Here is a 22,266-nt window from a genome sequence, read left to right as displayed (position 1 = left end):
GACCCGGCGCCGCGCCCGAAGCGCGCCGACGCGCCCGCATTGCGTTCTGGACCTGTTTCAGCGGGGTTCCAGAAGGGCGGCCACGATCTTCTCGAGGTCTCGGCCCCACGGGCGGTCGGCGGCGCCCGGTGGGAGCAGGGCGTCGAACTCGGGGAGTCGCGCCGGGCCGCCGAGCCGGCCGGCCTGGATCACTGCGAGCATTTCGCAGGCCAGGACCTCGCGCAGGCCGGCGATGACCTCGTCCAGGCATTCGGCGGCCTCGAAGCCGAAGCTCTGGATGTCCTCCTGGCCCAGGGACGTCTCGATCGCGCCGGACAGGGCAGGAACGGCGAAGCGCCGCAACCGGTGGGTGACGCCGACTGCGCGTTTGTGCACGGTTGCCATGCCCGCGTGCAGGCCGGGAGATTCCGACAATTGCCGGTTGAGGCCGGTCAGGTTCGGGTCGAGCAGGCGGTGCAGGCGTGCGGCGCCGAGTTCGGCCAGGTGCATCAGGGCGGTGGTAAGCGTGGACACAGCCGCGGTGAGGTCGGTGCCGGCGAAGCCGAACGTACCGACGAACCCGCCGTCGAGGTGCGCGGGGGAGTCGGTGACCGCGTCGAGGGCGCGGTCGACGGCGGCGTCGAGCGCGTCGGTGGCCCGGAGTGCTACGGCGAGGGCGGGCGCGGTTACGCGGAACGAGACGGGGGCCTGCAGCGCTCCGGCGGCGGTTTCGCCCCGCAGGTTGCTCAGCTCGTGCAGGATCGTGCGCAGTTCGCCGCTGTCGGCCAGGGCCGGGTGCAGCGGATCCCGGCTCGCGCGCACGACATCGTGCGAGGCGGCCGCCACGACGACGATCTGCCTGATCAGCACTCGCGCGGCGTCGCTCGCAAGGACGGCCAGGCCGGTGAGCCCAGGCACGCCTTCCAGAAACGCGATGCCCTCCTTGGGTCCGAACGGCCGCGGCGACAGGCCGGCCGCGGCGAGCGCCTCAGCGGCGTCGACGCAGTCGAGGCCGTCCAACGAGCGGGAGCCCTGCGAATGGCCGTCCTGCGAGCGGGCGTGTGGCGGGTGGTCGTCCTGCGAGCGGGCGTGTGGCGGGTGGTCGTCCTGCGAGCGGGCGTGTGGCGGGTGGTCGTCCTGCGAGCGGCCGTGTGACGGGTGGCCGTCGTGCGAGCGGCCGTGTGACGGGTGGTCGTCGTGCGAGCGGCAGGGGAGGGCGTTGGTGCTCAGCACGTGGCCGGTGCCGTTGAGGACCGCTCCGGCGTGGGCGAGCGGGATGATCTCGCCGGCGGCGCCGTTGCCGCGCGCCGGGATCGCTGGGATCACGTCGGCGTTGAGCAGGTCCGCGAGGGCCTGGCACAAACCGGGGGAGACCCCGGCGGAAGCGTGCAGGAACGTGCGCAGACGTGCGGCCAGCACCGCGCGGGCCTGTTCGCGGCGGAGCCAGGGCGCCGAGCCGACCGCGCGCCCGACCATGAGGGTGTCCTGGTGGGCGGCCTGGGCCTCGGCGCTCAGGCGAACCCCGGCCAGCGCGCCCATGCCCGTGTTGACGCCGTACACCGTCCTGCCCTCGAGGTCGTGCAGCGTGGCGCGGCGGCTCTCGGCGAGTGCGTCGATCAGGCCGGGGGCGAGCTCGACGCGGCATTCGCCCCGCGCGACCCGCTCGATGACTGAGCGATCCAGGTCGTCCGGGCGCTCGACACGGCGTACGGGAAGATCGGCGCGCTCGTCACGGCGTACGGGAAGATCGGCGGGCCCGGAATCGGCGCGCTCGTCACGGCGTACGGGGAAATCGGGGGTCATCGGTCGCGCAGCATTGTGCCCGCGTCGGCGGCTTCGGCACGGGTCAGGACGAGGTGGGCGAGCGCGACGTCGAGGATCGAGAGCCCCCGGTGCCAGAACAGGATGCGCTCGTCGGGCCGTTCGCGTCCCGGTTTCCGGCCGCTCACGATCTCGCCGATCTGCGCGTACAGCGTCTGCTCGCTCAGCCGCCCGGTGTCGACGTGCGCGCGTAACGCCCCGAAACGTCCGGACTGTGATTCGCGCCAGTCGTCGACCACCACCTTGTCCATCACGTCGAGCAGGTCCAGTTCGACGGCGCTGACGGTGCCGTAGGGCACGACGAACGCGCCCGGCTTGACCGCCGCCGTGCGCAGAAGCGGGGCCGGTTCTTCCAGGCGGGACGCCTCGACCAGGATGTCGGCGCCGTCGAAAGCCTCGTCGGCCGTGGCGACCACCCGTACGGGGGTGCCGGTCGCCTCCCGCAGCCGATCCGCGAAGGCCTCGCGCGACTCGGGCCGGCGGCTGGTCACCCGGATCTCTTCGAGGGGGAACAGGCTGTCGAGCATCGTCACGTTGGCGAACGCCGTGCCCCGCGCGCCCACGTGCCCGAGGATCCGGGAGCCGGGACGGGCCAGGTGCTTCGCGCCGACGGCGGTCATGGCCCCGGTACGCACCTCGGTGATCCACGTGGCATCCATGATCGAGAGCGGGACGCCGGTGGCGGGGTCGTACACGTTCATCAGCGCGAGCTCGCTGGGCAGGCCCTTCTGGTAGTTCGGCACGAAGTCACCGACCACTTTGACCCCGCTCAGCCCCCGCTCGCCCAGCGTGTCGACGTGCCCGCGCAGGACGTTGAAATGCCCGGTCCCGCCGTTGTTGGGCACCAGGTGGGTCCGCGGCTCGAACACGGTCTCGCCCCGGCCGTGCGCCGCGACGACGTTCTCGACGGCCGTGATCACCTCGGCCGGCGTGATGGCCAGCGCGTCGATGTCGGCGCCGTTGAGAAACCGGATCCAGAGCGTGTGAATCATGTAATGCACCCTATAGCCTTGGTGTTTCGAAGTATTCAGCTCACAAGCATGGGCGGCCCTATGACGCTGGAGAATCGCCTCGACACCGGCCGGGCCGAGGACTGGTTGCTCGACCTCGCCCAGCGCCACCGGCTCTCGCCCACCCAGCGCCAGATCGTGCAGCGGATGCTCGGCATGTTCCCCGACGTGGCGTTCCTGTCGACGATCGAGATCGCCGAGCGCGCCGGGGTCTCCCAGCCGACCGTCACCCGCCTCGCGACCGCCCTCGGTTTCGCCGGTTACCCCGAGTTCCGGGCGGCCATGCGGCAGGTCGTGCTCTCCCGCGACGGCGACGTCCCCGACCGGCACAGCGCCGTCGACCTCGAAGTGGCCAACCTCGCCGCCGTGAGACGCGTTCTCGACGGCGACCTCATGACTTCCGCCGTACGCCTCCTGGCCGCCACTTCGCCGCTCGGGGTGATCGGTCTGCGGGCGTCGGCGGCGCTGGCCGGCTACTTCGGCTACTTCGCGCGCCGCGTGCTGCCGGGAGTGCAGGTGGAAACCGACGCCGCCTGCCTCGACGACACCCTGCTGGAGCTGCGGCACCGGGGCGCCTCGGCGGTGCTGGTGTTCGCGATGCCGCGCTACCCGGCGGCTACGGTCGAGGCGTTGCGGCTGGCCCGGCAGCTCGGCCTGGCCACCGTGTGCGTCACCGACAGCCCGCTCGCGCCGTTCGCCGCCGAGGTGGATGTGCTGCTCGTCGCGCCCGTCGGCACCGGCCTGGTCTTCGACTCCCACGCGGCCGTGGTGGTGCTGGCGATCAGCCTGCTCGACGCCATCGCCGGCACCGACCCGGAGCGTACGCAGCGGAGGCTCGAAGCCCACGAAACGCTGGTGGATCGCTGGGCCTACTGACCGGCGCGCGTCGCCCGCCCGGGAGCAAGCCGCCCCGCTGGTCGCGCCGGGCCCTCACGAGGTCGGATTTGTGACGTAGGCAGGCCGCCGCCGGGGTGCGGGCCTACTCTCGGCGCCATGGATGTGGCAGTCGCGGGCGCCGGGCCGACCGGCCTGTTCATGGCGGTCGCCCTGGCCCGCCGCGGCCATCGGGTGACGGTGGCCGACCGCGACGCGGGCCCGGCCGCCGATGGCAGCTGGGAGCGCCGCGGGGTGATGCAGTTCCACCACCCGCACGGCTTCCGGCCGCAGATCGCCCAGGCGCTGCAGGCCGAGATGCCCGAGGCGCTCACCGCGCTCGAGGACGCCGGCGCCGAACGGATCGTGTTCCGCGGCGGTGACGGGGAGCCCGCGCCCCATGCGGCCCTGCGCTGCCGGCGTGCGGTGTTCGAGCGGGCGCTGCGCGGGTTCGCTGCCGCCGAACCCGGGGTGACGCTGGTCCAGGGCCACGTCGACGACGTGCTGGGCTCCGGTGGGCGTGCGGCGGGTCCGGGCTCCGGTGAGCGTGCGGCCGGTCTGCGCTCCGGTGAACGTGCGGCCGATATGCGTTCGGGCGGGCGTGCGGCCGGTCTGCGGGTCGACGGCCGCGATCTGCCCGCCGACCTGGTGATCAACGCGTCGGGCCGGGCCTCGCGGATCGCCGCCGACCTGCGCGCCCCGGCCGAGGGCGGTGATTGCGGCCTGGCGTACGTGTCCCGGCAGTACGCGCTGCTCCCCGGAGCGGAGCCGGGCCCGATGAACGCGCCCGTCGGCATCATCCAGACCCTGACCGGCTATCTGATCGCGGTCTTCCTGCACGACCGGCGCACGTTCTCGGCCCTGTTCATCCGGCCCGCCGACGACCGCCGCTTCGGGGCGCTCCGCTTCCCCGAGGCGTTCCAGGCCGCCGCCATGGCCGTCCCGGCGCTGGCCGCGTGGGTCGATCCGGGACGCAGCACGCCGATCACACCGGTTCTGCCCGGCGGGCGGCTCTACAACACGTACCGGGGTCAGCTCGACGCCGAGGGCCGGGTCGCGCTGCCCGGCCTGCTGCACGTGGGCGACACGGTGTGCACGACCAATCCGTCGGCTGGGCGGGGCGTCGCGGTCGCCTTCCAGCAAGCGGTGGCCCTGCTGCGGCTGCTCGACGAGTATCCGGACGACCCGGCAGCGGTGGCGCTCGCCTTTGACGAGTGGTGCCTGTCCGACGTGCGCCCGTGGTTCTCCGACCACGTCTATTGGGACACCGATCTGCTGCGCCGCTGGAACGGGGGCGACGTCGACGTGACCCGGAGGCTGCCGAGCGACCTCATCATGAAGGCCTCCGAGCAGGACCCGTCGCTGTTGCGGGTGGTCGGGCCGTACATGGCGATGGAGGCGCTGCCGGGCACCCTCGACGAGGTTGAACCGCAGGCCCGCGCCCTGTTCGCCTCGGGCTGGCGGCCCGCGCCGCACCCCGGCCCCACCCGCGAAGAGCTCGCGGCGACCCTGCCTTCGGCACCCTGAGTGCCTCTGGCCGATGACGGCGGTGGGACTGACGGGTGCCGGCGACATCGTCCTCGGCTCCGTGAGCGACCCTGACCGATGACGATGGGGCCTTGCGCACGGCGAACGGCGCCGGGAGGTGGCATGTTGGGACCGACGGGTCCCGACGACGTCACAACGGTGGCGGTGGAGGAAGTGAGCTTTTGGTCGCATCGCCGCCGCCGAGCCGGCACACCTCCGACACCGCACGGCCGTGTACTGTGCCGATGCCCCTGACCAAGCAGCGTCCGTCCGTGGTCGGGCTCGCGTGGGCCGACGCGTACGCGGCCGCCCGTGACCTGCCGACCGCCCTCCCGCCCGAGACGGTGCCGGTAGAGGACTCGCGCGGCCGCACCCTCGCCGAGCCGGTCCGCGCCGTCACACCCGTCCCGGCCTTCGACTCGGCGGCGATGGACGGCTACGCGGTGGCGGGCCCCGGCCCGTGGACCGTCGTCGGCCTCGTCCTGGCGGGCCCGATGGACAGGGCGGGCCGGGAGGCCGGGTCCCACTCGATGTCGGACAAATCGGGTATCGAGGCGGTGCCCGTCGCGGCCACTGCCCACCCCGGCGCCCGACCCGACACGGCCAAGGCCACTCCCCACCCCGGCGCCCGGCCCGGTACGACCGAAGCCGCCCATCCCGGCGCCGGACCCGACGCGGCCGATGCCGCCGCCCCACTTGTTACGAGCGCTGCTTCGGCTGTCCGGCTCCGGCCGGGCACGGCTGCCGAGATCGCGACCGGCGCGCCCGTCCCCGGGAACGCCGACGCTGTGCTGCCCTACGAGGACTGCCACGTCGGCGGCGGCGTCGTCCACGGCGCCCGCGGGCCGCGCAGCCACATCCGTCGCGCCGGGGACGACGTGCGGGCAAGGGCTGTGATCGTGCCCGCGGGGGAGACCATGACCGCCACCAGGGTCGCCGCGGCCGTGCAGGCCGGTGTCGAGCATGTCCGCGTGCGCCGGCGGCCGACCGTGACGTTGCTGGTCACCGGGGACGAGGTCGTGCTCGGCGGGCGCCCGGGGCCGGGGCAGGTGCGGGACAGCTTCACCGGGATCGTCGACGCCGTCACCGCCCGCGCGGGTGGGGTGCTGCACGCCGTACGGCATGTCAGGGACCACCCGGCCGAGCTGGCCGCCGCCCTCGACACCGCCGGCGCCGACGTGGTGGTGGTCAGCGGATCGTCCTCCGCCGGCGCCGCCGACCACCTGCACGCGCTGCTCGACGAGCGGGACGCCGACTGGCACGTCCGGGGGGTGGCGTGCCGCCCGGGTCATCCGCAGGGCCTGGCCGCCCGGCCCGGCGGGCGCTGGGTCGTCAGCCTGCCCGGGAACCCGTACGCGGGTCTGGTCTCGGTCTTGACCCTGCTCGAACCGCTGCTGAACGCTCTGGCCGGACGCCCGCCGGTGACCCTGCCGGCCGTTCCGGTCAGCGGCGCCGCCAAGCTGGTGCCCGGCGCCGTGCGGATCGTGCCGGTTCGCGACGGGATGCTGCTGCCTCCGGGGGGTTCGGCCGGGCTGGCCGCCGTGGCCGCCGCCGACGCCCTCGCTGTGCTGCCCGACCACTGGCGCGACGGCGACCCGGCACCCCGCCTCGAACTGCCTTAGTGCCCGCGGAACGCCTCCTCCAGCCACCACGACGGGCGGCCCGCGGCGACCTTCGCGTCCACCACCATCGGCACGTCGCGCGGCCCGGTCAGCCAGGCAGCGACCGGCGCCAGGTCGGACGGGTGACGCACGGTGACCGCGGCGCAGCCGTACCCGCGGGCGACAGCGGCCAGGTCGGTCTCGGGGAACGTCACCGTCGACAGCGGATGACCGTGCGGCCCGAAGTGGTGCACCTCGGCCCCGTACGCCTCGTCGTTGTAGACCACGATCAGCATGCCCAGCCCGAGCCGGCGTACGGTCTCCAGCTCGGCGATGCTCATCAGGAACCCGCCGTCCCCGCAGGCCGCCACCGGCACCCGCTCCGGCGACGCCAGCGCCGCCCCGAGCGCCGACGCCAGACCCAGCCCGACCGACTGGAACGCCTGCGTGAAGCAGAACCCGCGCTGATCGGGAACGGTCAGGAACATCGACGGGTAGCCCATGAAGTTGCCCGAGTCGACAGCGATCACACGCTCGCGGGGGAGCAGGTCGTCGAGGGCGATGCTGAAGGTCCGCGGGTCGATGTGCTTGTCGTCGCCGTCGTCGTCGTAAGAGACGTCCCGCCAGCGGCCCCGGAAGACGATCTTCTCCTGGACGCGGGGAGTCCGGTAGCCGAGGTTGCGACCGGGCAGGGCCGCGCGCACGGCCCGCGCGGTGCTGCCGGCCTCGCCGACGATGCCCAGGTCGACGCGGTGGTGCGCGCCCAGCGCGGACGGGTCGAGGTCGACCTGCACGACTGTGGTGGACGGGCCGACCAGGGCGCCGTGCCGGGTGGTCCACATGTTCAGCGAGGCGCCCCAGCCCACCACCACGTCGGCCGCGGCGATCAGCTCGGCGGCCAGGGGAGTGGCGAACCCACCCGACACGTCGAGGTTCCACGGCAGGCCGTTGAACAGGCCTTTCGCCGCGGCAGAGGTGGCCAGCAGCGCCCCGCACGCCCCGGCCAGCGACGACAGCGGGTCACGGGCGTTGACCGCTCCCCGGCCCGCGATGAACACGGGCCGCTCCGCCGACGCGAGCAGGGCCGCCAGGGCTGCGACCGCGTCGTCGTTGGCCTGCGGGTGCTCCACGGCGACGGGGGCCGGCGGCTCGGTCATCCCGGCCGGCGCCGCCTGCACGTCCAGCGGCAGGTTCAGCACGACCGTACGCCGTTCGCTGGTGGCCAGCCGCCACGCCCGTACGGTGTCGGCAACCGCAGTGGCCGCGCTGTGCACCCGCTCGCTGGAGGCGCCGACCGCCCGGGCCAGCGCGTCCTGGTCGACGCGGAAGTTCGACCGCAGCGCCGTGGCCGCGGGTTCGGCCGCCAGCACCAGCATCGGGGTGCGGCTCTTGGCCGCCTCGGCGATCCCGGTCATCGCGTTGGTCAGCCCGCAGCCCTGATGCACGCTGACCAGGCCCACCCGGCCACTGACCCGCCCGTACGCGTCGGCCGCGGTGGCCGCCCCCGCCTCGTGCCGCGTCGCGACGAAGCGGGCGCCGTGCTCGACCAGCGCGTTGGTGACGTGGAAGTTGCCGCTGCCGACCACGCCGAACACGTGCCGGGCGCCCAGCTTGGCCAGCGTCGCGCCGACCACCTCGGCGACAGTGGTCACCGCTCGACCAGGGCCAGCACACGCGCCGGGCTGCCCGAGCCGCCGACGATCGGCAGCGGAGCGGCGATCACGACCGCCCCGGAAGGGGGCAGCGTGGCCAGGTTCTGCAGTTGGGTCAGGCCGTACTTGCCCGCCCCGAGCACGTACGAGTGGCACGGGAACGCCGGGTCGAACCCGTACGCCTGCCCCGCGTCGGTGCCGACGGTCTCGACGCCGACCCCGATCACGGGCGCCTCCTCGGCCAGCCATTTGGCGCACGCGACCGAGATGCCCGGCGTGTGCGGGCCGGTGTCGTCGGCGTTCAGGAATGCGGCCTGGTCGTTGGAGCGCGCGTCCCACCCCGTACGGACCAGGAGCCACCCGCCCTCGGGCAGTGGCCCGTGCTGCGCCTCCCACTCGCGCACGTGCTCGACCTCGAGCAGGAAGTCGGGATCGGCCGTCACCCGGCCGGACACGTCGATGACCGCGGCCGGCCCGACCAGCTTGGGCGGGGCGATCTGCGAGACGTCCTCCCCGTCCTTGGCCGTCACCCAGTGCACCGGCGCGTCGAGGTGGGTGCCCGTGTGCTCGCCCGTGTGGATGTTGTTCCAGTACCAGGCGGGACCGCGGTCGTCGTACCGGCTGATCTCCTCGAGGCCGAACGTGATGGTGTCGGCGAACGGCGGCGGCAGCTTCAGGATCGGCGTCTCGCTGGACAGCGGCGCCGTCAGGTCGACCACCTCGATCGAGCCGGTCCGGATCGCCGTCACGAGCTCCCGCAGAACACCCATCGTCACTCCACCCCTGTGATCACCGCCACGTTGCCCAGAGCCTACGGCGACCGGTGGCCCGCGGGGGAGCCCGAATGCCCTATTCGGCCGGGTAGGGGTTCGCGACCAGGGCGTGCGCCAGGTGGGCCGCGGTGACGGCGAGCGTCTTGACCGCGGCGCCGGTGGTGTCGGGCTTGGGGCCGGCGTCCTTGTAGTCGACCTTGCCCAGCGCCTCGCCGACCCAGTACGCCCCGCCGTTGGCCGGGACGGTGAAGCCGACGTCGTTGAGGGCCTGGAGCACCTCGGCGATCACGTGGTGGGCGCCGTCCTCGTTGCCGACGACGCCGACCACGGCCACCTTGTCCCACATCGAGGGCCGGCCCCGGTCGTCGGTCTCGGACAGCTCGGCGTCGAGGCGTTCGAGCACCATCTTGGCCACGCTGGCCGGCTGCCCCATCCAGATGGGCGTCGCGATCACCAGGATGTCGGCGGCGAGAACCTTCTCCCGTACGCCCGGCCACCCGTCCCCGCCGCCCTCGTCGGTGCTCACCCCGAACTTGATGCCGTGGTCGACGACGCGGACGACCTCGCCCTCCACGTCGTGGTCGGCCAGCGCGTCGAGGATCTGCCGGCCGAGCAGCTCACTGCTGGACTCCTGCTGCCCGGACTTCAGGGAACAGCCCAGCACCAGTGCTCGCAACGTACGGGAATCAGGCATCGCCGCCACCTCGGATTGATCAAACACGACTCTGGCTGGGGTGCCCGGCCGTGGCGCTCTGAAACGCCTGTACGGTTCGGGCATGACCGACGCCGGAGGCCTCGACGATCCGGCGCGGCTGGATGCGCTGGCGCGCACCGGGCTGGGCCCCCGGGCCGACCCGGCGTTCGACCGTTTCACCGCGATGGTCCGTAAGGTCCTGAACGTCCCGGTCGCGCTGGTGTCGCTGGTGGACGAACGGCGGCAGGTGTTCCCCGGGGCCTGCGGCCTGGGCGAACCGTGGATGGGCGAGCGGCAGACACCGCTGTCGCATTCCTTCTGCCGGCACGTCGTCATCAGCGGCCGGCCGCTGGTCGTGACCGACGCGCGCAGCGACCCCCGGGTGGCCGGCAACGCGGCCATCACCGACCTGGGCGTGGTGGGCTACGCCGGGATGCCGCTGACCGACGCCGACGGCCTGGTGCTCGGCTCGTTGTGCGCGATCGACACCGAGCCCCGCCGGTGGACCACCGGTGAGCTCGAGCTGCTCGCCGACCTGGCCGCGGCCTGCTCGGACAGCCTGCGGTTGCGGATCGCCACCCACGCCGCCACGCGCCGCGAGCGGGTCGCCGCGGTCGCCCTCGACCGCACCCAGCTGCTGCTGCGCGCCAGCAGCACGCTCGCCGACACCAGCACGGTCGCCGACGTGACGGCGGCGGTCCGCGAGCTCGTCGTCGGCAGCCTCGATCCCGACTACGTGGGCATCTCGCTGATCGACCCCGCCGGCCGGATCAGCCTGCGCTCGGGTGACACCCTGCCGCCGGGCGTTGCGGACCGGTGGAACCGTTACCCCGCAACGGCCCGCACCCCCTCCGCGCTGGCCGCCGTGGCCGGCCGGCCGGTCCTGTTGCCCGACCTGGCCGCGGTGCACGAGCACACGCCCGACGCGGCCGGCACGTTCCGCGAGATGGGCTGGCAGTCCGGGGTGAGCGTGCCGCTGCCCGGCCCGTCCGGCCCGATCGGCGCCCTGACGTTCGTCTGGAAACAGCCGTACGAGCTCGACGTCTTCGACCAGGCGGTGCTGGCGGCCCTGGCGGGTTACATCGGGCAGGCCCTGCAACGGGCCGACTACCTCGATTCCCGCGAGCGCGTCGCCGAGCTGCTGCAGCAGGCCATGCTCAGCGACCTTCCCCCGGCCGCCCCGCTCGAGCTGGCCGCCCGGTACGAGCCGGCTGCCCGCGGCGAGCACGTCGGCGGCGACTGGTACGACGCCGTGCGGGTCGCCCCCGATCACCTGGCCCTGGTCGTCGGCGACGTCACCGGCCACGACATGCGGGCGGCGGGACAGATGGGCCGGCTCCGCAGCATGCTGCGCGCGTTCGTCGTCGACCGGCACGAGCCGCCGTCGGCCCTGCTGCGCCGCCTCGACGGCGCCATGCAGCTGCTCAGCGACAACACCCCGGCCACCGCGATCCTGGCGTACGTGCTGTCCACCGCCACCGGCCATCGGCTGCAGTGGGCCAACGCCGGGCACCCGTCGCCCCTGCTGCTCGCGGCGGACGGCACGGTCGACACGCTCACGGGACGCGACATCCTGCTCGGCGTGCCGGGCCGCTGGCCGCGCACCAACCACACCCGTACGCTCCCGCCCGGTTCGACGGTGTTGTTCTTCACCGACGGGCTGGTCGAGACCCGTACGGACCTGCTCGACGACCGCAAGCGGCAGCTCCGCGACGTGCTGACCGGGCTCACCACCGCGCCCCTGCCCGCCCTGCTCGACGAGGTGTTCACCCGGCTGACCGGCAACAAGCACGAGGACGATGTGGCCCTGCTCGCCGTCCGCGTCCCGGGGAAATAACCACGGCAGCGGGGAGGTTGTAGCCGTCGATCTCCTGAAGGAGGACAGAGACATGAAGAACGGCATCCACCCCGACTACCACTCCGTCGTGTACCGCGACCGCAACGCCGACTACGCGTTCCTCACGCGTTCGACCGAGCGCAGCGACAAGACCGTCGAGTGGCCGGACGGGAAGACCTACCCGGTGATCGACGTGCAGATCTCGGCGGCGAGCCACCCGTTCTGGACCGGCCGCACGCGGGTGCTCGACACCGCCGGCCGCATCGAGAAGTTCCGCGCCAAGTACGCCAAGTTCTCGAAGTAACGGGTTCTCACGGGCCCGGCATCCTCAGGATGCCGGGCCTTTTCCGTCCATCGCCTCGCGGATGGCCGTGGTGGCCGCGCGGACGGCCTCCGGAAACGGCGTCCCCGATCCCAGCCACTGCGCATAGGCGTTCTGGAAGACCACCACCCCGGTCTGGGCCAGCAACCGGGCCCGTACGGCATCCACCCCGCGCTCGCGCAAGACCCCCTCGACGGCCGCCGTCACGGCGGCCATTTTTGTGCGCTCCCGTTCCTGCAGTTCCGTGCTGCCGTCGATGATCGCCCGGCGTTCGGCGGGCTGGTCGATCACCTCGACCATCCGCGCGCCGACCTCGGCCACGGCAGCGAACACATCGCCGCCGGCCGCCCGTACCGCGTCGGCCATCGCGGGCGGCAGCTGGTCGGAGCCCGCGAAGAACACCTCGCGCTTGTCCGGGAAGTACCGGAAGAACGAGCGCCGGGTCAGGCCGGCCCGCTCGGCGATCTGGGTGACCGTGACGGCGTCGTAGCCCTGCTCCCGGAACAGCTCGAGCGCGGCCTTCCGCAAACGATCCTCCGCCCCCGGATCCCATCTCGCCATGTCCCTCACCCTAACAAAGTGATGGCTCACTGTGTCATCGGCTGCTAGCGTAGTGACGACACAGTGAGTCATCACTAGGAGCGGGCATGGCGGAACAGGTATGGATCCTCGGGGCGACCGGACGAATCGGGCGTACGGTCGCCGCCGGGCTGACGGAGCACGGCATCGAGGCGGTCCGGGTGGGCCGCAGCCCGGAGGCGATGCCGGCCGGCTCGCTGGTCGTCCGGGACATGGCCGAGATCGCCGCCGAGATCGCCCGCCGCCGTCCCGCGGTCGTCGTGAACGCCGTCGGCGGATACGCGGCGACCGCGCTCACCGTCGCCCGGGCCGGGCTGCCCGGCGGAACCCACTATCTGGACGCGGCGAACGACCTGATCGCTGTCCCGCGCCTGCTCGCCGCCCACGCCGAGGCGGCCGCCGCCGGCAGCACGCTCGTGACCGGCGCGGGCTTCGGGGTGCTGGCCACCGAGGCCGTCGTGGCCGAACTGACCGAGGGGCGTCCCGCACCTTCCCGCGTACGGGTGGACGCCTTGGCCTCTGTCGCCCTGGAACCGGGTGTCCTCGGCTCGGGCTACGCCACCACCATGGTCGACGCCCTGGTCGCGGGCGGTCGCCGCATCCGGGGCGGTCAGCTGGTCAAGTCGCGCCTGGCCGCCAACCCGCGGACCCTGACCCTGCCCGACGGCGCCACGGTCAAGTCGGCCGAGGTGGCGTCGGGGGAGTTGCTCGCCGTCGCGGCGCCCGACGTCTCGGTGACCTCGTCCCTCGCGCCCGCATCACCCGCGGTGCGCGCCGTGCTGCCCGTGCTGTCCAGCCTGCTCGCGATCCCGGCCGTGCGCCGATTCGCCATCGCCCGCCTGGCCGCGCTGCCGATCAAGGCGGCCCCGCGCCCGCGCCCGCACTCGTGGGGCCACGCGGTCGTCGAGTGGCCCGACGGCGTCACGCGGGAGGGCTGGCTGCGCGCCGGCGACGGTATGGATTACACCGCCGCCGTGCTCACCCGGGCCGCCGTACGCCTACTCGACGGCGGCATCGAACCGGGCGCCTTCACCCCGGCCGCCGCGTTCGGCGCCGGCCTGGCCGAGGCGGCCGGAGGCACCTTTCTGCTCGACGGTGACCGTCAGGGCAGGATCGCGTCCACGTAACCCCCGTCGACGCGGACCGCGCCGCCCGTGGTGGCCGAGGCCAGCGGCGACGACAGGTAGACGACCATGTTCGCGATCTCCTCGGGCTCGATCAGGCGCTGCAGCAGCGACTGCGGCCGGTGCGAGCGCATGAACTCGCGCTGGGCCTCGTCCCATGGCAGGCCCTTGTCGACCAGGGAGTAGACGAAGTCCTCGACGCCACCGGTGTGGGTCGGGCCGGCGATGACGCTGTTCACGGTCACGCCCGAGCCCGCCGCCTCCTTGGCGAAGCCCCGCGCGACGCCGAGCAGCGCGGTCTTGGAGACCCCGTAGTGGATCATCTCGGCCGGGATGACGACGGCCGAGTCGCTGGCGATGTAGAGCACTCGCCCCCAGCCACGTTCGCGCATCCCCGGCAGCACCGAACGGGTCAGGCGCACCGCGGCGAGCACGTTCACCTCGAAGTAGCGGCGCCAGTCGTCGTCGCTGATCTCGAGGGCCGGCTGCGCGCCGAAGATCCCGAGGTTGTTGACGAGGATGTCGGCCGGGCCCACCGCGTCGAGTGCCGCCGCGGCTCCCTCGGCGGTGGTCACGTCGGCGGGCACCGGCACGAAGTCGCCCTCGCCCAGCTCCGTGATCGCCCGCTCGACCGATTCCTTCGACCGGCCGTTGACGCCGACGCGCGCGCCGGCCGCGGCCAGCCCGGCGGCGATGGCCTGCCCGATGCCCTGGGTGGATCCGGTCACCAGGGCCGTCTTCCCAGCAAGATCAAGACGCATGCGGACAATTCTTCCCCGAACGCCGCCCAGCCGCACCTCCGCCGCCGGTTCCGCCTCCCGGGTGTGTACGTTCGCACACACTCGGAGAGGAACCACATGGATCGCACCACCGCCCGGCGCCGGCTCGCGCTGTTCGCGTTGTTCTTCCTGCCCGGCGTGTCCATCGCGTCCTGGGTGACCCGCACCCCGGACATCCGCGATCAGCTGGGCGCCTCGACCACCCAGATGGGCCTGGTGCTGTTCGGCGTCTCGGCCGGCTCGATGCTGGGCATTCTCAGCTCCGGGCGGCTCGTCTCCCGCTTCGGCACCCGCCCGGTCGTCACCGTTGGCATGCTCACCACCCTGAGCAGCATGCCGGTGCTGGGCGCGGGCGTCGGCCTGACGCAGTTCTGGCTGGTCACATCGGGCCTCTTCCTGTTCGGCCTGGGCATGGGCGGCGCCGAGGTCGCCATGAACGTCGAGGGCGCCGACGTCGAGCGCCTGACCGGCCGGGCCGTGCTGCCGACCATGCACGGCTTCTTCAGCCTGGGCACGGTCGTCGGCGCGGCCACCGGCATCGGTCTGACCGCGACCCGGTTCCCGGTGACCTGGCATCTGATCCTGGTCGGCCTGCTCAGCCTGCCCGTCGCCCTGCTCGCCATCCAGCGCATCCCGCCCGGCGTCGGCGTGAGCACCGGCGGGCCGGGCGACTTTTCCCGTACGCCGGTCCGGCGCGACAAAATCCTCTGGCTCATCGGCGTCGTGGTGCTGGCGATGGCCCTGGCCGAGGGCGCCGCCAACGACTGGCTGCCGCTCATCATGGTCGACGGCCACGGCCTCGACGCCGCCCTGGGCTCGGTCGTCTACACCGCGTTCTCCGCCGCCATGACGATCGGCCGGTTCGGCGGTGGCTGGTTCCTCACCCGGTTCGGCCGTCCCGCCGTCCTCGGCGCCAGCGCCGTCATCGGCGGCGTCGGCCTGCTGCTGGTCATCGCCGTCGACAATGCGATCGTGGCGGGCGCGGCGGTGTTCCTGTGGGGCGTCGGGGCGGCCCTCGGCTTCCCGGTAGCGCTCTCGGCCGCCGCCGACTCGGGCGAGAACCCGACCGCCCGGGTCTCGCTGGTCGCCACCGCCGGTTACGCCGCTTTCCTCGTCGGGCCGCCCGCGCTCGGCTTCCTGGGCGAGCACTACGGCCTGCGCAACGCGATGATCGTGGTGCTGATCCTGCTCGCCGTGGCGGCCGCCGTCACCCCGGCCTTGCGACGCCGCCCGGCCGCGGAACCCGTGCTCAGTCCACGGTGAGGACGACCTTGCCCCGTACGTGACCCTGCTCGATCAGGCGGTGCGCCTCGGCCGCCTGTTCGAGGGGGAACTGCTGGGCCACCTCGACCCGCAGGCGCCCACCCGCGGCCAGCGAGCCCAGCGTCTCCAGCTCGACCCCGTCGGGACGCACGAAGACGTACCGGCCGCCCTGCTCCTTGACGACCGGGTCGACGACCGACGCGTGCCGGACCGGGTGCCGCACCAGCTTCGGCAACGCCTTGAGGCCGTCGCCGCCGTGGTAGTCGACCGCCACGTCCACCCGGCCGTCCCCGCCGACCAGGTCGGCCAGCCGCTTGGGCAGCTCGTCGCCGTACTCGACGGGTTCCGCGCCGAGCGAGCGCAGGAAGTCGTGGTTCGCCGACGAGGCCGTGCCGATCACCCGGGTCACGCCGAGCGCCCGCGCGATCTGCACGGCGATGTGCCCGACACCGCCCGCGGCCGCGTTGACCAGCAGCACGTCGCTGGGCCCGACACTGGCCGCGGTCAGCGACTGCAACGCGGTCAGGCCGGCCAGCGGCAGCCCGCCCGCCTCCGCGAACGACATCGCGGCCGGCTTGTGCGCACACGCCCGCTCGGTGACCGACACCAGCTCCGCGTACGTGCCGTGCTGCACGCTGTCCTTACGGGCGTACGCCATGACCTCCTCGCCGACCCGGAACCGGGTGACCGCCGGGCCGACCTGATCGACCACGCCCGCCACGTCCCACCCCGGGATCAGCGGCAGGTGATGCGGGTAGGCGCCCTGCAGGTGCCCGGCCCGGATGACGTGGTCGACCGGGTTGACCCCGGCCGCGCGCACCCGGATCCGCACCGTGTCCGGCCCGACCAGCGGATCGGGAAGGTCCCGCAGCTTCATGACATCCGGATCGCCGTACTCGTCCAGCGCGATAGCCCTCATGCCACGCATGTTTCCCTATCCGGCGCGTTCATTCCCCGCGATGCCCGGAAATGCCCATCCCTGTGATCCGCGGCGGCGGGGCGACCGCCGCTGCGCTCAGACCCGGCGCTGGCCGTGGATCTCGCGGTGCAGGCGTTCCATCCGCCGGTCGAGGCGGGCGGCGTCCTCCGCCGCGGCCGCCAGTTCCTCACGCAGCGCGTCCGGCACCGCCGGATCGTACTTGTAATGGATCTTGTGCTCGAGGCTGGCCCAGAAGTCCATCGCCGCCGTGCGCAGTTGCACCTCGACCGGCACGTGCACCACCCGCTCGGACAGGAAGACCGGGATCTCGACGATCAGGTGCAGGCTGCGATAGCCGTTCGGCTTCGGCTTGGCCACGTAGTCCTTGGTCTGCAGCAGCGTGACGTCGGGCTGGCGGGTCAGCATGTCGGCCACCGTGTAGACGTCCGACACGAAGCTGCACACGATCCGGATGCCGGCGATGTCCCGGATGCGTTTGCGCAGGTCGTCCAGCGTCAGCGGGCACCCGACCCGCTGGGCCTTGGCGGTGATGCTGCTGGTGGTCTTCAGGCGCGGGCTGACGTGTTCGATCGGGTTGTGCCGGCCGCGGTGGGTCAGCTCCTCGGCCAGGATGCTGATCTTGGTGCCGATCTCGGCCAGCCCGAACTTGTACACCAGCAGGAAATGGGACAGTTCCTCGCTGATGTCGCGAAACGGCTCGGGGAGGGGATGCCCGCTCGCCCAACGCGTGATCTCGCGATCGGCGTCCTCGGTCGTCACTCTTCCCGTCCCCTGAGCCCGGTGTCCGCACCCCACCGTAGGCGCACGGTGCCACCATCATGCTGCAGACGGGTGAAGTGGGCGGACCGGGGCCCGCCCACTTCGATCAAACCCTATTTCCCGTACGCCTGGAACTCCGCGACACGCACGTTGAGCGCCTGCGGGCTGCCCGTGGCGCAGTCGGTGACCGCCCGCGGGTCGGCGTCCTGCTCACCGGCGAAGTCCGGAGCGCCGGTGCACTGGGTGTGCACGACCTCCAGGCGCAGGTGCGTGGCCTTCGTCGGCTTGATGTCGAACGACTTGACCACCAGGTCCTTGACCCGGGGCCGCGGCGAGACGGACGGGAAGGCGTCCGCCTTGCTGGTGTAGACCGTCTTGAACTGCGCAGCGTCGGCACACGTCACCGTGGCGCTCGCGGTGCACGCCAGCACCTTGAACTGCCGCAGCGCGGTGTACCGGTTCTGCGTGCCGGCGTCCACGTCCCCGGTGACCGGGGGCCGCAGCTGGGCGCTGACCTGCACCCGCCGTACGGTCTGGGCCTCGCCCGCCAGATCGACGGTGACCTGCTTGCCGGCCACCGGGCTGCCCAGCGACGCCCAGTTGGTGGCCTCGTCGTCGTCGGTGATCCGGGCCAGGTTGACGCCGTCGCCGGTCGCGACCGCCCCGGCGGCGCCCGAGGCCAGGTTGCGCGGCATCTTCACGGTCAGCGTGCGGTTCTGGCCGGCCTTGACCGATGTGTCGCCGACCCGGGCGTGACCGTGTCCGGGCGCCTGGGCGAGGAACCCGTACGAGCCCGCGACCAGCTTGACCTCGTCCGGCAGGGCCGTGGCCGGGTCGGTGTCGGCCACCGCGACCGCGCGGGCCTGGTAGTCGCCGACGAACAGCTTGGCGCCGGCCACCGGCTGACCGTTCTCGTCGACCGGCCGGAACTTCACCGTCGCCTCGGTGGCGTGCGGCGAGGCGAAGCTCGGCGTCGGGTCGGCGTCACCGGCGCCGTTGCTGGCGGCGCCCTCACCGAGACCGCGCTTGGCGAACGCGTTCCAGATGATGTCCTGGTTGGCCCCGCCGAAACGGACCCGGTCGGCCGCCAGCAGCGCGTCGCGGGCGTCGACCTGGCTGTTGGCGCTGTTGGCCAGCAGCAGGAACGAGTCGAACACCAGCTGCACCCAGCGCCGGCTGCCCGGGCAGTCGGTGACGGCCCGCTTGCCGTTGGCGCACGCCTTGTTCACGGCGGCCGAGCCCGACCCGTACCGCTTGACGAAGGCCTGCCGGACGTCGAAGTTCGTGGCGCTCCACAGCTCGCCGGAGGCGTGCACCTGCAGACCCACGAAGTCGTAGTCGACGCTGGAGTAGTTGAGCGGGCTGTCGCTCATGTTGTAGTTGCGGATGCCGGCAACCGGGTCGGTCGTCACGTACTGACCGATCGTGTAGCCCTTCTGGCCCTTGGGCGCGTACCCGTACTCCTGCAGGTACTCCATCGCCAGCAGGTCCGACCAGCTCTCGCTCATGCCCTGCGGCGAGCTGAGGCCGCCGTCCGGGCCGGCGATCATGCGGTTGGTGATCGCGTGGGTGTACTCGTGCCCGATCACCGACATGTCGTAGTCACCGTCGACACAGGCGCCGTAGAACGCGGCGGCGATCGGCTGCCACAGGTACATGTTCGTGATCGGCGCCTCGCCGTCGGGCGGGGTGATCTGGTTCGCGTTGTTGCGCGCCGCGAAGTTCGGCGGGCCGCCGGTGATGCCGCCGGCCTGCGCGTTGCCCTGCTCGTAGTCGTTGCCCAGGCCGCCCGCGGTCCCGTTGTCGTCCTGCATGTTCCAGGTCGCCTCGGTGAAGCCCAGGTGGTACGACCAGTCGTGCATGCGGTTGTGCATGGCGAACAGGTTGGACCGGGCCGCGTCGATGTCGTTGCGCTGCGGCGTGGTGAACACGTCGGGGGAGCACCGCTCGCGGTACCACTGGTTGGTCCACTTGTAGTCGTACGCGCGGTTCGGCTTCGGCGTCGCGGTCTCGGTGCCGACGGTGAACGGGTCGTTGGAGTTCAGGTTCTCCACGGCGATCGCGTTGTTGCCGCGCGTGGTGAACGTCGGCTCGCCGGTGGCCGGGTCGACATCCCACGGCAGCTTGGACGCCGACGTGGCCACGACCTCGTCACAGCCCCGCAGCGGACCCCAGCACCAGGTCAGGCGGTCGTCCGAGGAGGAGTAGTTCAGCGGCGGCGAGCTCGGGAAGACGTCCCACGACGGGTCGTCCTCGCTGTGGTCGACGATGCTCTCGCGCACCAGCACACGGCCGTCGCGGGCATCCACGTACGAGGTGAACGCCTCGGGGTCGGCGCCACTGAGATCGGCGCCGAAGGTGACCTGGTACGCCGCCCGGGCGCCCTCGGTCGCGGTCGGCACGGCGACCAGCTTGTTGGCGATCACTGTCGGCGTGGCGATCCCGGCGTCACGCCCGGCCAGCGACACGGCCTGCTCGGCGGTCAGGGTGGCCGGCTCGGGCGCGGCGGCGTCACGCGCCAGCGACGAGCTGACGTGCCAGACCTTGCCGTCGCGCACGCCCAGGCTCAGCAGGCCGTCACGCCCGGCGACCAGGTCACCGAACTTCTGCCGCAGCACCACCACGGCGCCCTCGCCCAGCTTCGCCGTGGTCAGCACATCGAGCGCCTCGGCCCCACGGGCGGTCAGCCCGAGCACATCCAGATTCTTTCCCACGTACGCCTTGGCCGCCGCGACCGGGTCGGCCGGAAGCCCCGCCTCGAGCGGCTGAGCCGTCGCGGTCAGCGAGGCCGGTGTGCCCAGTGCGTTCCAGCGGGCCTCCGCACCCGCCGCGGCCGCGCGCTGGCCGCTGGTCGGGGCGATCCGCCCCTTCCTGTTGTCGACAAGGTGGTCGTGATGATTGTCGCCTTGCACTTTCGCCTTCTCGGCCTGGGCCGGTGCCGCGGGGGCCGCGTTGCCGCCGGATGAGGCGGTCAGCACGATCGCGGCGGCCAAGAGCCCGGCAGCGGTTCCCGCCAACGCACGGGGTGGGGTGCGCACGGTACCTCCTTTGTGGAACGGCTGTTACCAAGAACATCCGATCGCACGCGGGACCTGGGCAACATAGTACAAACATCTAAATACATCTATAAGTATGTGATGCTGTTCTACTGGACGTGTGCACTTCACCAGAACCACGGACGGCGTCACCATCGCCTACCAGAAGCTCGGCCGCGGCCCCGCCCTGATCTGGATGCCGTCACTCAGCAACATCGCGGCGCAGTGGCGCATCCCCGCACTACGCACCGCGTACGAGGTCCTGTCCCGCGAGTGCACCCTGGTGCTCTACGACGGCCGGGGGACAGGCGACTCCAGCCGTGACATCGACCTGGCTGATTTGGGAGTCGATTCCCACGTACGCGACCTGACCGCTGTCCTGGAAGCCACCGGCTTACGCCGCGCCACGCTGCTCGGCTACTACCACTCCGTCGCGACGGCCATCTCTTTCGCCGCTCTTGAGCCCCGCCGAGTCAGCCGCCTCATCCTGTACGGCGGCGCCCCGCGCATGAGCGACGCCATGCAACCCGCCCAGACCCAGGCCCTGCTCTCGCTGGTGGACAAGGACTGGTCCCTGTTCGCCGACGCCGCCGCCACGGCCTGGCTCGGCTGGGACGGCGCCGAGTCGGGCCGCTGGACAGCCGAAGCCTTCCGTACGGCCACCACGCCGGCCATCGCGAAGGCCTGGTTCGAGGCCGCCCGCCACATCGACGTCACCCCGTCGCTGGCTCAGGTCGAAGCGCCCACCCTGGTCCTGCACCGCCAGGGCGACCAGCAGATCCCCGTGTCGGTCTCCCGCCGCATGGCCGCCGGGATTCCCGGCGCTCGCCTGGTGGAACTCCCCGGCAAGACCCCCACCCTGTTCGTCGAGGACCCGGCGGCTGACCTGTCCCTGGTCATCGGTTTCGTCACGGCCGGCCGGGTGAGCCGCACGTTGCCCTCGGGCGCCCTGACCCGCCGTGAACAGGACGTGCTGCGCCGTCTGGCCGCGGGCGACACCAACAACGAGATCGCAGCCAACCTGGGCATCGCCGTCCACACCGTCGAACGGCACCTCGCCAACATCTACCGCAAGCTGGGCGTACGCGGCCGCACCGCCGCCGTGGCCCACGCCCTGCGCGGCACGTAACGGATTTCCGGGAAGCGCACCCCCGTCCAGCTCCCTTTAACTGCGGTCATGACTACCGACACGTCCTGGCGTCTCGCCCGAGCCACCACACCGTTCGTCCGCTCTTTGGCCGGCCGCCGGTTCTCCCCATGGGCCGTGGTCCACCACCGCGGCCGGGTCTCGGGCCGCGCCCTGGCCGTCCCCGTGGTCGTGATCGCCACCCCGTCAACGTTCATCATCAACCTGCCCTGGGGCGCCCGAACCAACTGGGTCCGCAACGTCCAGGCGGCGGGCGGTTGCACGATCCGTTGGAAGGGCGCCGACCACCACACCACCGACCCCCAGATCCTCGACGAGGCCGCCGCCCGCCCGTACTACTCCCGCCCCACCTGGTGGACAGCCCGGACCCTGTTCCCCGCCGACGCCTGGCTCCTGCTCCGCCGCACCCGGTAAGTGCTCCTGGGGACGTCGATGGCCCTTGGCCGGGCGCGCCTTGGAAACGCTTCGCCGGTTTGCGGCAATGCTGTTGATGAGATCATGATCGACAAGAGGGCGATGTGTGGTGGGGGATTTGTCCCCGACATGGTCAG

General features: G+C 72.4%; 19 protein-coding genes. 9 read left to right on the top strand and 10 right to left on the bottom strand.

Going from position 1 to position 22,266, the window contains the following annotated elements; genetic code table 11:
- Positions 1-57 precede the first annotated feature (57 nt).
- Positions 58-1,782 (bottom strand): aromatic amino acid lyase, encoded by a 1,725-nt coding sequence (locus C8E87_RS39945; RefSeq protein ID WP_133878536.1) that lies wholly within the window; start codon positions 1,780-1,782, stop codon positions 58-60.
- The gene (locus C8E87_RS39940; RefSeq protein WP_133878535.1) at positions 1,779-2,792 is read right to left on the bottom strand and encodes an ornithine cyclodeaminase family protein; all 1,014 of its coding nucleotides are present in this window, start codon (positions 2,790-2,792) and stop codon (positions 1,779-1,781) included. The genes C8E87_RS39945 and C8E87_RS39940 overlap by 4 nt, the downstream gene beginning before the upstream one ends.
- Positions 2,793-2,852: 60 nt before the next feature.
- Here C8E87_RS39940 and C8E87_RS39935 point away from each other — a divergent pair, with 60 nt between their 5' ends.
- The 3 genes from C8E87_RS39935 (at position 2,853) to C8E87_RS39925 (ending at position 6,832) form a co-directional block, all read left to right on the top strand.
- On the top strand, positions 2,853-3,686 hold the full coding sequence (locus C8E87_RS39935; protein WP_133878534.1) for a MurR/RpiR family transcriptional regulator: 834 nt from the start codon (positions 2,853-2,855) through the stop codon (positions 3,684-3,686).
- Positions 3,687-3,803: 117 nt separating this feature from the next.
- Positions 3,804-5,210: an FAD-dependent oxidoreductase gene (locus C8E87_RS39930; protein WP_133878533.1), complete on the top strand. Its 1,407-nt coding sequence runs from the start codon at positions 3,804-3,806 to the stop codon at positions 5,208-5,210.
- A 245-nt stretch (positions 5,211-5,455) separates the two neighbouring features.
- Positions 5,456-6,832, top strand: coding sequence for a molybdopterin molybdotransferase MoeA (locus C8E87_RS39925; protein ID WP_133878532.1), 1,377 nt, complete (start codon positions 5,456-5,458; stop codon positions 6,830-6,832).
- Here C8E87_RS39925 and C8E87_RS39920 read toward each other — a convergent pair.
- From C8E87_RS39920 to C8E87_RS39910, 3 genes are all read right to left on the bottom strand, one after another.
- The gene (locus tag C8E87_RS39920) at positions 6,829-8,463 is read right to left on the bottom strand and encodes a thiamine pyrophosphate-binding protein (protein WP_133878531.1); all 1,635 of its coding nucleotides are present in this window, start codon (positions 8,461-8,463) and stop codon (positions 6,829-6,831) included. The genes C8E87_RS39925 and C8E87_RS39920 overlap by 4 nt on opposite strands.
- Entirely contained in the window at positions 8,460-9,233 is a 774-nt protein-coding gene (locus tag C8E87_RS39915) for a cyclase family protein (protein ID WP_133878530.1), read from the bottom strand. The genes C8E87_RS39920 and C8E87_RS39915 overlap by 4 nt, the downstream gene beginning before the upstream one ends.
- Before the next feature lie 79 nt (positions 9,234-9,312).
- The gene (locus tag C8E87_RS39910; protein WP_133878529.1) at positions 9,313-9,930 is read right to left on the bottom strand and encodes a flavodoxin family protein; all 618 of its coding nucleotides are present in this window, start codon (positions 9,928-9,930) and stop codon (positions 9,313-9,315) included.
- Positions 9,931-10,012: 82 nt separating this feature from the next.
- On the opposite strand from C8E87_RS39910, the gene C8E87_RS39905 reads away from it, so the two are divergent.
- Both C8E87_RS39905 and C8E87_RS39900 read left to right on the top strand, forming a co-directional pair.
- Positions 10,013-11,767 carry a GAF domain-containing SpoIIE family protein phosphatase gene (locus tag C8E87_RS39905; RefSeq protein ID WP_133878528.1) on the top strand — a complete coding sequence of 585 codons (1,755 nt, stop codon included), beginning with the start codon at positions 10,013-10,015 and terminating at the stop codon, positions 11,765-11,767.
- Between the two features lie 52 nt (positions 11,768-11,819).
- Entirely contained in the window at positions 11,820-12,071 is a 252-nt protein-coding gene (locus C8E87_RS39900) for a type B 50S ribosomal protein L31 (RefSeq protein ID WP_133878527.1), read from the top strand.
- 24 nt (positions 12,072-12,095) lie between these two features.
- Here C8E87_RS39900 and C8E87_RS39895 read toward each other — a convergent pair whose 3' ends face one another.
- The gene (locus C8E87_RS39895; RefSeq protein ID WP_133878526.1) at positions 12,096-12,650 is read right to left on the bottom strand and encodes a TetR family transcriptional regulator; all 555 of its coding nucleotides are present in this window, start codon (positions 12,648-12,650) and stop codon (positions 12,096-12,098) included.
- 86 nt (positions 12,651-12,736) lie between these two features.
- On the opposite strand from C8E87_RS39895, the gene C8E87_RS39890 reads away from it, so the two are divergent.
- Positions 12,737-13,795 carry an NAD-dependent epimerase/dehydratase family protein gene (locus C8E87_RS39890; protein ID WP_133878525.1) on the top strand — a complete coding sequence of 353 codons (1,059 nt, stop codon included), beginning with the start codon at positions 12,737-12,739 and terminating at the stop codon, positions 13,793-13,795.
- Here the strand turns inward: C8E87_RS39890 and C8E87_RS39885 are convergent.
- Positions 13,771-14,553 (bottom strand): SDR family NAD(P)-dependent oxidoreductase, encoded by a 783-nt coding sequence (locus C8E87_RS39885; RefSeq protein WP_133878524.1) that lies wholly within the window; start codon positions 14,551-14,553, stop codon positions 13,771-13,773. The two genes, C8E87_RS39890 and C8E87_RS39885, sit on opposite strands and share 25 nt — an antisense overlap.
- A gap of 96 nt (positions 14,554-14,649) precedes the next feature.
- Here C8E87_RS39885 and C8E87_RS39880 point away from each other — a divergent pair, with 96 nt between their 5' ends.
- A complete protein-coding gene (locus C8E87_RS39880) occupies positions 14,650-15,834 on the top strand; it encodes an MFS transporter (RefSeq protein ID WP_133878523.1) in 1,185 nt (394 codons plus the stop codon).
- On the opposite strand, the gene C8E87_RS39875 is transcribed toward C8E87_RS39880, so the two are convergent.
- From C8E87_RS39875 to C8E87_RS39865, 3 genes are all read right to left on the bottom strand, one after another.
- The gene (locus C8E87_RS39875) at positions 15,821-16,753 is read right to left on the bottom strand and encodes an NADP-dependent oxidoreductase (protein ID WP_133878522.1); all 933 of its coding nucleotides are present in this window, start codon (positions 16,751-16,753) and stop codon (positions 15,821-15,823) included. The two genes, C8E87_RS39880 and C8E87_RS39875, sit on opposite strands and share 14 nt — an antisense overlap.
- Before the next feature lie 96 nt (positions 16,754-16,849).
- Positions 16,850-17,533 (bottom strand): GTP pyrophosphokinase, encoded by a 684-nt coding sequence (locus C8E87_RS39870; RefSeq protein ID WP_203720539.1) that lies wholly within the window; start codon positions 17,531-17,533, stop codon positions 16,850-16,852.
- Between the two features lie 113 nt (positions 17,534-17,646).
- On the bottom strand, positions 17,647-20,571 hold the full coding sequence (locus tag C8E87_RS39865; protein ID WP_133878521.1) for a M36 family metallopeptidase: 2,925 nt from the start codon (positions 20,569-20,571) through the stop codon (positions 17,647-17,649).
- A gap of 118 nt (positions 20,572-20,689) precedes the next feature.
- Here C8E87_RS39865 and C8E87_RS39860 point away from each other — a divergent pair, with 118 nt between their 5' ends.
- Positions 20,690-21,697, top strand: a complete 1,008-nt coding sequence (locus tag C8E87_RS39860; RefSeq protein WP_239080047.1) for an alpha/beta fold hydrolase — start codon at positions 20,690-20,692, stop codon at positions 21,695-21,697.
- Positions 21,698-21,745: 48 nt separating this feature from the next.
- A complete protein-coding gene (locus tag C8E87_RS39855) occupies positions 21,746-22,129 on the top strand; it encodes a PNPOx family protein (RefSeq protein WP_133878520.1) in 384 nt (127 codons plus the stop codon).
- Positions 22,130-22,266 lie beyond the last annotated feature (137 nt).

Source organism: Paractinoplanes brasiliensis, from assembly GCF_004362215.1.
Classification (GTDB): domain Bacteria; phylum Actinomycetota; class Actinomycetes; order Mycobacteriales; family Micromonosporaceae; genus Actinoplanes; species Actinoplanes brasiliensis.
Note: the sequence above shows the minus strand (reverse complement) of the source record. Positions and strands in the feature narration are given on the sequence as shown.